The organism is Ensifer sp. MJa1 (assembly GCF_037026475.1).
In the GTDB taxonomy this organism is placed as follows: Bacteria; Pseudomonadota; Alphaproteobacteria; order Rhizobiales; family Rhizobiaceae; genus Ensifer.
The window spans coordinates 226,642-239,026 of sequence record NZ_JAKUMO010000002.1 but is presented as its reverse complement, the minus strand read 5'-3'; the positions used below and the strand labels follow the sequence as shown (position 1 = coordinate 239,026).

General features: G+C 63.2%; 10 protein-coding genes. 2 read left to right on the top strand and 8 right to left on the bottom strand.

Annotation, left to right across the window (positions count from 1 at the left end; translation table 11 throughout):
• The first annotated feature begins 4 nt into the window (after positions 1 to 4).
• The gene (locus MKZ91_RS03855) at positions 5 to 916 is read left to right on the top strand and encodes an alpha/beta hydrolase family protein (protein WP_336168154.1); all 912 of its coding nucleotides are present in this window, start codon (positions 5 to 7) and stop codon (positions 914 to 916) included.
• A gap of 32 nt (positions 917 to 948) precedes the next feature.
• Here the strand turns inward: MKZ91_RS03855 and MKZ91_RS03850 are convergent, their stop codons facing one another.
• The 8 genes from MKZ91_RS03850 to MKZ91_RS03815 form a co-directional block, all read right to left on the bottom strand.
• Positions 949 to 2,025 carry an LLM class flavin-dependent oxidoreductase gene (locus MKZ91_RS03850; protein ID WP_336168153.1) on the bottom strand — a complete coding sequence of 359 codons (1,077 nt, stop codon included), beginning with the start codon at positions 2,023 to 2,025 and terminating at the stop codon, positions 949 to 951.
• Positions 2,026 to 2,034: 9 nt separating this feature from the next.
• Positions 2,035 to 2,970: an ABC transporter substrate-binding protein gene (locus MKZ91_RS03845; RefSeq protein WP_336168151.1), complete on the bottom strand. Its 936-nt coding sequence runs from the start codon at positions 2,968 to 2,970 to the stop codon at positions 2,035 to 2,037.
• 68 nt (positions 2,971 to 3,038) lie between these two features.
• Entirely contained in the window at positions 3,039 to 3,983 is a 945-nt protein-coding gene (locus MKZ91_RS03840; RefSeq protein ID WP_336168149.1) for an ABC transporter substrate-binding protein, read from the bottom strand.
• 75 nt (positions 3,984 to 4,058) lie between these two features.
• Positions 4,059 to 5,834: an amino acid ABC transporter permease/ATP-binding protein gene (locus MKZ91_RS03835; protein WP_336168147.1), complete on the bottom strand. Its 1,776-nt coding sequence runs from the start codon at positions 5,832 to 5,834 to the stop codon at positions 4,059 to 4,061.
• A 54-nt stretch (positions 5,835 to 5,888) separates the two neighbouring features.
• Positions 5,889 to 6,440 carry a GNAT family N-acetyltransferase gene (locus MKZ91_RS03830; RefSeq protein ID WP_336168146.1) on the bottom strand — a complete coding sequence of 184 codons (552 nt, stop codon included), beginning with the start codon at positions 6,438 to 6,440 and terminating at the stop codon, positions 5,889 to 5,891.
• Positions 6,441 to 6,462: 22 nt separating this feature from the next.
• The gene (locus tag MKZ91_RS03825; protein WP_336168145.1) at positions 6,463 to 7,650 is read right to left on the bottom strand and encodes a M20 aminoacylase family protein; all 1,188 of its coding nucleotides are present in this window, start codon (positions 7,648 to 7,650) and stop codon (positions 6,463 to 6,465) included.
• A 22-nt stretch (positions 7,651 to 7,672) separates the two neighbouring features.
• Positions 7,673 to 9,022 (bottom strand): LLM class flavin-dependent oxidoreductase, encoded by a 1,350-nt coding sequence (locus MKZ91_RS03820; protein WP_336168143.1) that lies wholly within the window; start codon positions 9,020 to 9,022, stop codon positions 7,673 to 7,675.
• A gap of 20 nt (positions 9,023 to 9,042) precedes the next feature.
• Positions 9,043 to 10,038 (bottom strand): MsnO8 family LLM class oxidoreductase, encoded by a 996-nt coding sequence (locus MKZ91_RS03815; RefSeq protein WP_336168141.1) that lies wholly within the window; start codon positions 10,036 to 10,038, stop codon positions 9,043 to 9,045.
• Between the two features lie 383 nt (positions 10,039 to 10,421).
• Here MKZ91_RS03815 and MKZ91_RS03810 point away from each other — a divergent pair, with 383 nt between their 5' ends.
• A complete protein-coding gene (locus tag MKZ91_RS03810; RefSeq protein WP_336168139.1) occupies positions 10,422 to 12,371 on the top strand; it encodes a PrkA family serine protein kinase in 1,950 nt (649 codons plus the stop codon).
• Positions 12,372 to 12,385: the final 14 nt, after the last annotated feature.

Below are 12,385 nucleotides of genomic sequence, written 5' to 3'. Positions count from 1 at the left end.
CGCCATGTCGATATCGGCCGCTCGCCTTCGCACGCTTCTCGGGTTTGTCGATACCGAACTCGCTCTTGAGGCCTGCGAGACCGAGGATTGCGGCTCCCATTTTGTCGAAAGACTGCGCTTCCGCAGCCTTCGCAACGGCGCTGAGATCCGCGGTTTGCTGACGCGACCGCCCGGCAGCGATGGGCCGACACCGGCAATCCTCTATGCCCACGCCCATGGTGGACGCTACGAGATCGGTGCGAGCGAGTTACTCGAGGGCCGGCCGGCGCTGCTGAGCCCGCCCGGTCCCCTTCTCGCAGAGCATGGTTTCGTCACCGTCTGCATCGATATGCCAACTTTCGGCGAGCGCTCCGTCGTTACCGAAAGTGCTGCGGCCAAGGCGGCCCTCTGGTATGGCCGCACGCTATTCGGCCAGATGCTTTCGGAGCAGCAGGCGGCGCTCACCTGGCTTTCGTCACGTGATGATGTCGATGCCAACAGGATGGGCATGACCGGGATTTCGATGGGCGCTACACTTTCCTATTTTCTCGCGGCGCTCGACGATCGCATTGCGGCGATCGCTCATCTCTGCTGCTTTGCCGACTTCGCATCGCTTGTCGAGACCGGCGCCCATGATCGGCACGGCCACTATCTCACCATTCCCGACCTGCTTTCGGAGACCTCGACCGGCGCGATTGCCGGGCTCGTCGCCCCGCGGCCGCAACTGATCTGCGTGGGGCTCGACGATCCGCTGACGCCGCCTCAGGCGGTGGAGCGCGCCTATGCAGAGACACAAGCCGCCTATCGCGCCGCCGCAGCCGAAGGGACGCTGTCGCTTCTGGCTGAGCCCGGCGTCGGGCACGTCGAGACCGAGCCGATGCGCGACGCGGTGCTGGCGTTTCTGAAGCGTTACCTGCGCGCGCTCGACCACGCCTGAACCGCAACGTCGACCTGAGGTCGGATCCCACCTCATCTCCCACGGGCCGGACGACGAAACTGACCGGCACCGATATTGATCGACGCAGGCTTCGAAGATGGCGCACCGCTCCATCCAAGTTCCGGCGCGATCAGCCGAACGAAATCCTCGAGGATCTGTCGATACTCGCCCTCCTCGAATTCGTAGGGGAGCTCCAGCCTGATCTCGCTGACCTCGGGCAGGATCGGGTCGGCATAGAGCCGCTCCAGGATTTCGTCGGCGCTGCCGACCAGATCGCCGGCGTAGAGCGTGCGCCGCTCCCCTTGCGGCGTCAGCGTGCGTTCGTGCCGCCCGGCCGCATAGTCGCGGTAGCGCCTGCGGGTAATCGTGTCGGCCCCATCGATCGGTACGATCACCCGGCCGAGGGCCACACGCCTGCCCGCGCCGCCCGAGGACCGATAGAGCGCGAGCTGGCGCGCCTGCGCCACGAAGAACGCGTCCGTGTCTTCGCCCGTCGTCACGTTGCCAATCAAGAGATTGAAGCCGTGGCTGCCGGCCCAGGCAGCCGAGCGCAGCGATCCGCCGCCATACCACAGCCGGTCCGCGAGACCCTTGGCGTGCGGCTGCAACCGCGGTCGCTTCGTGCCGAAGGGTGTCTTGATCACCGTGTCGTCATCGCCGAGCAGGTTGCTGCGCAGGTTGTCCTGAAAGCGCAGGACCCGCTCATGCGAGAAATCATAGCCGGACCAGTCGCCGTCAAAGGCAAGCGGGCCGATCAGGTCGAGATGCGGCGGCTTGCCGGCGCTCAGTCCCACGTTCAGCCGGCCGCGTGACAGCACGTCGACGGTCGATAGGTCTTCCGCCAGGCGATAGGGGTTTTCATAGCCGATCGGAATGACGGCGGTGCCAAGCTCGATGTCGCTCGTCCTCTGGGTGGCGGCCGCCAGAAAGGCGGCGGCCGACGAGATGCCCGGTTCCAGATGCCGCTGGCGCACCCAGGCGCTGGCAAAGCCCAGAGCCTCGCCGTACTGCAGCAGCGACAGGGTCTTTTCGAGCCCGTCCAGAGGATTGTCCGGCGCGTAGTTGCCGGGGCTCAGGAAACCGATCTGGTCGATGGAAATGTTTGTCATCCCGGCACCTTAGAACTTCGGCAGGCCGGGCGGGTTGGTCTCGGACTTCGGCAGTGCCTCTTCCTGCAGATGCCATCGCGCAAGCACCTTGGCATAGGTGCCGTCTTTGATCAGGCCGTTGGTGGCGATCGTCAGCGCATTGGCAAGACCACTGCCCTTGCGGGTGGTGATCGCCACGTCGGAACGCTCCGGCCAACCGGCGCTGAGCGTACCGACGCGCTTGATGTTCTTGTCGCGCGCGGCGATGAAGACGAGCTGCGCGTGTGGCTGGACGATGACATCGGCACGACCGGAGGCAAGCGCCACCAGGCTCGTCGCTTCGTCGTCGTAATATTGCAGTTCCAGCGTCTTCAAACCGGCGGCGACATTTTCCGCGCTCCATTTCAAGAGGATGCGCTCCTGGTTGGTGCCGGCACCGACGATGATGCGAAGTCCGGCGGCATCCCTCGGTTCCTTGATCGCGGTAATGCCGCTATCCGCCTTGACAAAGAAGCCGTGCAGGCCCTGGCGATAGGTCGAGAAATCGAATTTCTCCTTGCGCTGCTCGGTGACGCCGACATTGGAGATGACCGCGTCGTACTTGCCCGACGTCAGGCCAAGCGGCCAGTCGATCCAGGCTGTGGGCACGAGCTCGAGTTCCAGGCCCAGGCTGTTGGCGATCGCAGCCGCATATTCCGGATCGGCGCCGATGACCGTGCGGGCATCGGTGGCGTAGGTGGCAAGCGGCGGCCCACCCGGGCTGACCCCGACGGTGAATTTGCCCGGCGTCACGAACTTGAAATCGGCGGGGATCGCCGCAACAGCCGCCTCGCTGCGAACCGCATGGGCACGGCCGGGCTGTTCGGGACTGAGGTCGAAGCCGGTATCGGCCTGCGCTGAGCCGGCATGGAGAAGGGCTGCCACAGCAGCGGCGATAAGGGTGTGAAGGCGGGGCGTGCCGTTCATGCTGAAGGTCTCCGGGTGATATGCGGGATGTGACCGGCAGCATAAGCCGCCGGTCCATTGGGATCGGATCAGGAACCGCTCTTCGGCAGGCCGGGCGGGTTGGTCTGGGCGGCATCGACGGCTTCCGCGCCGAGGCTCCAGCGCTTCAGCACCTCGCCATATTTGCCGCTCTTGATCAGGTCGTTGAGCGCAATGGTGACGGCATCGGCAAGGCCACCGCCCTTGCGGGTGGTCACCGCAATTTCGGCGGTCAGCGGCCAGCCGCCGCTGACGATGCCAACGACCTTGGTGTTATTCTTGATCGAGGCGGCATAGGCTCGCGTCGCGTTCGGATTGAACTCGACATCGGCGCGGCCCGACTGCAAGGCGAGATCGCCTGCGGCGCGGTCGTCGTAGTACTGCACCTCGATCGGCTTCAGCCCGGCCGCGACGTTCTGCCGGTCCCATTCGAGGATGATCTTTTCCTGGTTTGTGCCGGCGCCGGTAATCACCTTCAACCCGGCGACATCCTTCGGCTCCTTGATTTCGGTGATCTTGCTGTCGGACTTGACGAAGAAGCCGAGCACGTCCTTGCGATAGGTGGAGAAATCGAACTTCTCCTTGCGCTCCTCGGTCACCGTGACGTTGCTGATGACGGCGTCGTACTTGCCCGAGGCGACGCCAAGCGGCCAGTCGGCCCAGGCGACGGGCACGAGTTCGAGTTCCAGACCAAAACTGTCAGCGAGCAGCGACGCGACATCCGGATCGGCGCCGACGACTGTCTTCGAGTCCGAAGCGTAGGTGGCGATCGGCGGATCCCACGGGTTGATGGCGACGGTGAACTTGCCCGGGTTCACGAACTTGAAGTCGGCAGCGATTGCCTTGATCGCCGCCTCGTTCTGCTCGGCACGCACGCGGTTGGAGGTATCGGGGCTGAGATCGAATTTCTCCTCGGCCTGAACGGCGCTCACGCCGAGGGTCAGCGCTGTAACGGCACCGGCCAGAAGCAACTTTACAGTGTTTAGCATGGTCATAACTCTCTCCTTTTCAATCAATGATTGCTGAAGATGGCAAAGCTTCGCCGTCGGCACATGGACGGGTAGCTTTTGTTAGAGAACGCGCGCCAGGAATTCGCGGGTGCGCGGATGTTTGGCCTCAGTGAAGATATGCGCCGGCGGTCCGGCTTCCAGCACCCGACCCGCCTCCATGAAGACCACGGTGTCGGCGACCTCGCGGGCAAAGCCGGTTTCATGGGTGACGATGACGAGCGTCGTGCCGGTGCGGGCCAGTTCCTTGATGACGTCGAGCACTTCGCCGACGAGTTCCGGATCAAGCGCCGAGGTCGGCTCGTCGAAGAGCAGTACCTTCGGGCGCAGCGCCAGCGCGCGGGCAATCGCCACACGCTGCTGCTGGCCGCCCGAGAGCTGGCGCGGATAGGCGTTGATCTTGTCGCTAAGACCGATACGGGCGAGCAGTTCCTGGGCGAGCCGCACCGCCTCCTCGCGGCCAAGACCGCGCACATGAATCGGCGCCTCGATCAGGTTTTCAAGCACGGTCAGATGCGGAAAGAGGTTGAAGTTCTGGAACACCACGCCGATATCGGCACGCCGCTTCAGAATGTCCTTCTCCTTGAGTTCGTAGAGCGTGTCGCCCTTCTGGCTGTAGCCGACGAGTTCGCCGTCGATCGCGATGAAACCGTCGTCAACGCGCTCGAGATGGTTGATGGCGCGGAGCAACGTCGATTTGCCCGAACCGGACGGCCCGAGGATCGCCGTGACGCTGCCGGCCGGCAGATTCAGTTCAACTCGGTCGAGCACTTTCAGCGAGCCGAAGCTCTTCGATATGCCATGCACATGCACGGCACCGCCGGCGCGAAGGGCCTGTGCGTCGCGGAAGCCCACCTTTGCGGTTGCGGCCGCGGGACGGACGACCTCCGGTAGCGGCCTGCGGAAGCGTGCGACAAGCGCCTGGAACGGCAGCGGCACCGGATTGCGCACAGCACCTCTCGAATAGTAGCGCTCGATATAGTGCTGGGCGATCGAAAGCCCGGTCATGATCACCAGATACCAGACGGTCGCGACCATCAGGAGCGGGATGACCTCGAGATTGCGGCGATAGATGACCTGGACCGTATAAAAGAGTTCCGGCAGCGCCAGCACGTAGACCATGGAAGTGCCCTTGGCGAGGCCGATGATCTCGTTGAAGCCGGTCGGCAGGATCGAGCGCATGGCCTGCGGCAACACGATGCGGAAGGCCTGGCGGCGGCGCGGCAGACCGAGGGCAGCTGCCGCCTCGTGCTGACCCTGATCGACAGCGAGGATGCCGCCACGCACGATCTCGGCGAAGAAGGCCGACTGGTTGAGGGTGAGACCAAGAAAGGCAGCGGCAAAGGGCGTCAGGAGCTGCGTCGTCGGGTAGTTCAGCCAGACCGTGTCGGTGAAGGGAACCCCGATCGCGATCGTCTCATAGAGGTAGCCGAGATTGTTGAGCACCAGCAAAAGCACGATCAGCGGGATGGAGCGCAACAGCCAGATGTAGCCGAAGGAGAGGCTGGCAAGCAGCGGCGACTTCGACACGCGGGCAAGCGCCAGCGCCGTTCCGAGCAGCGAGCCGGAGACGGTCGCAAGCCCGGTCAGAAGCAGGGTGCGGCCGAGGCCCGCGAGTACCGGTTCGGCGAAGAACCACTCGGCAAAGACCGGCCAGCCCCAGCGCGGATTGGTCAGCACCGAATAGAGCACGCCGGCGATGACGAGAGTAGCAAACAGCGTGCCGAGCGCACGGCCCGGATGGCGGGCCGGCACGATGCGGTAATGCGCGTAGCCCGGGTTCGGCTCGCTGGTGCGGCTGACGCCGGGCGGGCCGGCGAGATCGCTCAGAACTGCCATGTTGGATCCTCTCCTAAGAAAATGGGTTGGCGGCCGGTGCCAGCAGCCCAAGCCTCACGCGTGGCTTGCGGCCTGTGGCTGCGTCGGCGGCACTTCGGCCAGAAACGCCAGGGTGGTGACAAGATGGGAGATGTTCTTCTCGAAGGGCAGCGTCTTGTAGACTTCCGGATCAGCCTCGACGTCGAAGAGCGCGGTATAGCCATTGGCAAGGTAGAGACCCACCGCCTCCGGCTGGCGGAAGCCGGTGGTCAGGTACACGCGCGAATAGCCCTGGCGGGCCGCCTGCGCCTCGAGTTCGAAGAGGACCTTGCGCGCCAGCCCCTGACGGCGGAGATTGGATCGGGTCCAGATGCGTTTGAACTCGGCGGTGTGGACATCATAGTGCTTGAAGGCACCACCGCCGATGGCTTCGCCGTTGCGGATCAGAAGCACGAAATTGCCGTGTGGCGGAGCGAAGGCTTCCGCCGGATAGCGGTTCATCTCGGCCGCCGCCCCTTCTTCGCTGAAATAGTTGCCGTAGCGGCTGTCATATTCGACGATCAGCTCGTCGATCAGCGGCTTGGCGCGGGGGTCGAGGGGCGTGGTGTAGAGAAACGTGTCGCTCATGTCTTTCGCCATCCCATGGTCGTCATGCAAGGAAGGTTTCCACCAGCCGGACCCAGTAGCGGGCGGCCGGGGCGATGATTGCGTCGTTGAAGTCGTATTCGGCGCTGTGGAGGGACGCGCTGTCGCCGTTGCCGACGAAGGCGTAGTTGCCGGCCTTCTCCTCGAGGAAAAAGGCAAAGTCCTCGCTGGCGGTCCGCGGTTTGAAGTCGGTAATGACCGCGTCGGGACCAAGCGCCTTCAACGCGGCGCTACGAGCAAAATCGGTTTCCGCAGCGTGGTTGACCAGCGCCGGAAAACCGAGCCGGTAGTCGACGTCAGCCCGCGCGCCGAAACTTTCGGCCTGTGCCCGCGCAAGCGCCTGGACCCGTTCGCCGAGCAGGCGACGGACCTCGCCGTTGAAAGCACGCAGGGTCAGCCTCAAGGAAACGCTCTCGGGAATGACGTTCGATGCCTGGCCGCCATGAATGGAGCCGACGGTGACGACGGCCATGTGCTGCGGGTCGACATTGCGTGACACCAGGCTCTGAAGCGCCGTGATCAGCGATGCCGTCGCCAGCACCGGGTCAACCGTCAGGTGCGGCTCGGCGCCGTGCCCGCCCTTGCCGACAACGGTGATGTTGGCCTGGTCGACCGACGCCATGGCCGGGCCCTCGACAAAGCCGAGGCGGCCAGCAGGAACGCCCGGCCAATTGTGCAGGCCGAAGATGGCGTCGACCGGGAAACGTTCGAACAGGCCTTCCGACAACATTTTTCGCGCACCGGCGCCGATCTCCTCGGCCGGCTGGAAGATCAGCCGCAGGGTGCCGTCAAAGCGGCCGTCGGCGGCCAGAAAACGGGCGGCGGCGAGCAGGATCGCCGTGTGTCCGTCATGGCCGCAGGCATGCATGAAGCCCTTGTGGCGGCTCGCATAGGTGAGCCCCGTCGCCTCCTCGATCGGCAGCGCATCCATGTCGGCGCGAAGACCGATCGCCCTTTCGCCCTGTCCGCGCCGAAGCGTGGCCACGATGCCGGTGCCGGCGATGCCGCGGCTGACCTCAAAGCCCCAGGAGGTCAGCAGATCGGCAACCAGGCCGCTGGTGCGTTTCTCCTGGAAGGCAAGCTCGGGATGCCGGTGCAGGTCGCGCCGGATGGCGACGATCTCATCGAGGAAGGCTGAAAGGCCACGCTCGACCGCGGCGGATCTCTGGCTATCGGTGAGGATGAGGTTCATTGGCGTACTGCCACCGAAGCCATCAGGCTCCGACGACCCTTCCCCGTTCGACATCCGTTGCGACGTTTGCGTACCGGCTTTCACGATAGGGGAGCCCCAGGTGGTCGCGCAGCGTTTCGCCTTCGAGCTTGGGCTTGAAATAGCCGCGTCGTTCCAGGGTCGGCAGCACGTATGCGGTGAAATCGGCAAGCCCCTCGGCGATCACCGGGAAGCCGAGGATGAAGCCGTCGGCGGCATCCTCGTCGATCCAGCGGATGATCTCGTCGGCGATATGCTCGGCCGTGCCGATGAAGGCGGTCCTTGGGGTGGCGACATCGAGCGCGATCTCGCGGAGCGTCGCTCCGGTGTCGCGCGCCGTCTTCTTGATGCGGTCGGTCGTTGCCCGGAAACTGTTCTTGCCGATATCGCCGATATCCGGGAACGGCGCGTCGAGCGGATAGGCCCTGAAGTCGTGATGGTCGAAGAAGCGGCCGAGATAGAGCAGCGCTTCCTCGATGGTCACCAGATCTCGGATGGCACGGTACTTTGCCTCGGCCTCTTCCGCCGTGGCACCGACGACCGGGCCGATGCCTGGGAAGATGCCGATCTCCGCAGCGCGACGTCCCTGAGCGACCGCGCTTTGCTTGACCTGCCTGTAGAAGGTCTTGGCGTCCTCGATCGGCCCGCCATTGGTGAACACCGCATCGGCATGTTTGCCGGCGAGGCGAATGCCGGAATCGGAGGCGCCTGCCTGAAACACGACCGGTTGGCCCTGTCTCGATCGCTCGATGTTAAGCGGCCCCTCGATGCGGAAGAACCGCCCCTTGTGGTTGAGCCGGCGCAGCTTGGTCTTGTCGGCATAGACGCCGGTGGCGCGGTCACGGACAAAGGCATCGTCATCCCAGCTGTCCCACAGCCCCTTGATCGCGCCCAGATATTCGTCGGCGATCTCGTAGCGCAGCTCGTGCTCCGGATGCTCGCGCCCGTAGTTGCGGCCGGACCCTTCGAGCGGCGAGGTCACCGCGTTCCAGCCGGCGCGGCCGCCGCTCAAGAGATCCAGCGAGGCAAACTGGCGGGCCACCGTGAACGGGTCGCTATAGGAGGTCGAGACCGTGCCGACGAGGCCGATCTTCGAGGTCGAGGCGGCGAGCGCCGACAGGATGGTGAGCGGCTCGAAACGGTTGAGAAAATGCGGGATCGACTGCTCGTTGATGTAGAGGCCGTCGGCGACGAAGGCGAAGGCGATGCCAGCGGCTTCTGCCTTGCGCGCGGTTTCGACGAAGAAGCCGAAGTTGACGCTGGCATCGGCCGGCCCGCTCGGGTGTTTCCAGGCGTTCATATGCCCGCCGGGGCCTTGCAGCATGATGCCGAATGTGACGTTCTTCTTGGTCATGACAAATCCTTCCGGAATGATCAGGCGGCGAGGGACAATCGTTCTCGTGCAATGAGTTCGATCGAGGCGAAACGTTCGGCGGTCCCAACCGAGGGTGTGTCGATGACGAACTCCTTGACGCCGTAGCGGCGGTGCAGGTTGTCCAGTTCCTGACGCACCTGGCGCGGCGTGCCGGTGAGCACGCTCGGCGTCTTTTCCTCGACGCGGTAATCGCTGATGCCGGCCTGGCGGGCGTATTCGGCTGCCTGCTCCTCGCTGCCGACATTGACGCTCTGGCCATTGCCGAGGAGCACCTTGAAGATCTTCAGATCGGCGACACGCTTGCCAGCCTGTTCCTCGCTCTCTGCCGCAAGCGCCGCCAGAGCCAGAAGTGGCCGCTCGCCGCCCGTCGCCCGTTCATAGGCATCGAACGTTCTTTGCAGATTGTCCGGGTCGCCGTTCAGATGCCCGGCAAAGACCAGCTTCCAGCCCTTTTCGGCGGCAAGCACAGCGCTATCGACACTCGCCCCAAGCAGAAAGCGTTCCGGAACTACGGGCGGCAGCGGTGTAGCCAGAAGCTCGGGCCGTTGCGCATGGTCGGGCAGCAGATACCGATTGAGATCGACCAGTTGCTCGGCAAAGCTTGGCCGGAGTTTGGCATCGATGCCCACCTGCAGCGCCTTTGTCGAAAGCGGAAAACCACCCGGCGCCTTGCCGACGCCGAGATCGACGCGCGAGGGTGCGAGGCTGGCGAGAAGATTGAACGTCTCGGCGACCTTGTAGGCGCTATAGTGCTGCAGCATCACGCCGCCGGAGCCGATGCGGATCTTCGATGTTTTCGCCAGCAGGTAGGCAATCAGCGTCTCCGGCGCCGAGCTTGCGAGGCCTGGTATGTTGTGATGTTCCGCAACCCAGAAGCGATGATAGCCCCACTCCTCTGCACGGGCCGCCAGCCGCGCCGTCGCCTGCAGGGCGTCGAAGGCGGATTGCCCCTGGTCGAGAGGGCTCTTGTCGAGGAGGCTGAGCAGATAGGACATGTCGCGTGTTCCAGATTGCCGCGGTCACTCACCGCATTAATCTATAAAACACATAGACAATATGCGTTATAAGGAATGCAATTCTATTTCCTCGATCAGACGGGAAAAAACAGGTCGCCACCATGGCGCGCAAAGAAAATGCAAGGACACCGTATGGCTGTTGGCGCTGGCGCAACGCCGGAAACCAGCGGGCGTTCGCAACCGCCGCAATCAGGTTTTCGTGAGCTCGCGGTCACGATTTTTCATTCATCGAAACAACCCCTTCGAGAATCACAAGAAAGCGAGTACTCTGAAGGAACTTTGCGAATGGGACGCCGTTTATTCGAATGAGCGAGCCGATAAGCAGCGATCCCCGTCTCAGCCAGCGGCCGCGGGAGAGCATGATGCAAAAGAGCGAATGCGACGTCTTCGATCTCTTCTCGGAGATCTATACTGGTGCAGCGCAGGAAGAAATCAGCCTACAAGAATACCTTCTCGCATGTCGCGACGACAAAAGCATGTATGCGACCGCGCAGGAGCGGATGGTCTCGGCCATCGGAAATCCAACACTGATCGATACCAGCGCCGACGAACGTCTCGGCCGCATCTTCGCAAACCGAACCGTCAAGATCTATCCGGCCTTCGCCGACTTCTACGGCATGGAAGACACGATCGAGCGGATCGTCGGTTACTTCCGCTACGCTGCCCAGGGGCTCGAAGAACGTAAGCAGATCCTTTATCTGCTTGGCCCCGTCGGCGGCGGTAAATCGTCGCTTGCCGAACGGCTGAAAAAGCTGATGGAGCAGCAGCCGATCTACACGCTGGCTGTCGGCGGCAAGATCAGCCCGATTTTTGAATCGCCCCTCGGGCTCTTCCATCCGGACCGCATGGCCGATCTGCTCGAAGACAAGTACGGCATCGCCCGGCGACGGCTCACCGGGCTGATCTCGCCCTGGGCGACGAAGCGTCTCGACGAAGTCGACGGCGACATCTCCAAGTTCAGCGTCGTCAAGCTCATGCCGTCACGCCTGCGCCAGGTCGCGATCGCCAAGACCGAACCGGGCGACGAAAACAACCAGGACGTTTCCTCGCTGGTCGGCAAGGTGGACATCCGCCAGCTCGAAAACTACAGCCAGGCCGACCCGGACGCCTACTCCTATAGCGGCGGCCTCAACCGCACGACGCAAGGCTTGCTTGAATTCGTCGAAATGTTCAAGGCGCCGATCAAGGTCCTGCACCCGCTTCTGACGGCCACCCAGGAAGGCAACTACAACGGCACCGAGAACTTCGGCGCCTTCCCCTACCAGGGCATCGTTGTTGCCCATTCGAACGAGTCCGAGTGGCTGCAATTCAAGAACAACAAGAACAACGAGGCCTTCCTCGACCGCATCCTCGTGGTCAAGGTGCCCTATTGCCTGCGCGTCACCGAAGAACGGCAGATCTACGAGAAGCTCCTGCGCGAAAGCGAACTCACCAAGAGCCCCTGCGCACCGGAAGTGCTCGAAAGCCTCAGCCGCTTCACCGTGTCGACCCGCCTTGCCCGCCACGAGAATTCGCCGCTTTATGCCAAGATGCGCGTCTATGACGGCGAGAACCTGAAGGACACCGACCCCAAGGCAAAGTCGGTGCAGGAATATCGCGACGCTGCCGGCGTCGACGAGGGCATGACTGGCATCAGCACCCGCTTTGCCTTCAAGGTGCTGTCGGAGACCTTCAACTACGACACCAAGGAGGTCGCGGCCGATCCGGTGCACCTCATGTATATCCTGGAACAGGCGATCCGGCGCGAACAGTTCCCCAAGGAGACTGAAGCGAGCTATCTTGATTTCATCAAGTCGGAACTTGCATCGCGTTATGCCGAATTCATCGGCCACGAGATCCAGAAAGCCTATCTGGAATCCTACAGCGAATACGGCCAGAATCTCTTCGACCGTTATATCGCCTATGCCGATGCCTGGCTCGAAGACCAGGACTTCAAGGATCCCGACACCGGCCAGATCCTAAACCGGGAGATCCTCGATAGCGAATTGTCGCAGATCGAAAAGCCGGCCGGCATTGCCAACCCCAAGGACTTCCGCAACGAAGTCGTGAAGTTTACCCTGCGCGCCCGCGCCAGGAACCATGGGAAGAATCCCTCCTGGACGAGCTACGAAAAACTTCGCGATGTCATCGAGAAGCGCATGTTCGGCCAGGTCGAAGACCTGCTGCCGGTCATCAGCTTCGGCTCGAAGAAGGACAGCGCCACCGAGAAGCAGCATGCCGAATTCGTCCAGCGTATGACCGAGCGCGGTTACACCGAGCGTCAGGTCCGCCGGCTGGTCGACTGGTACATGCGGGTCAACAAGGCGGGCTGACGATGCCGAAGCAG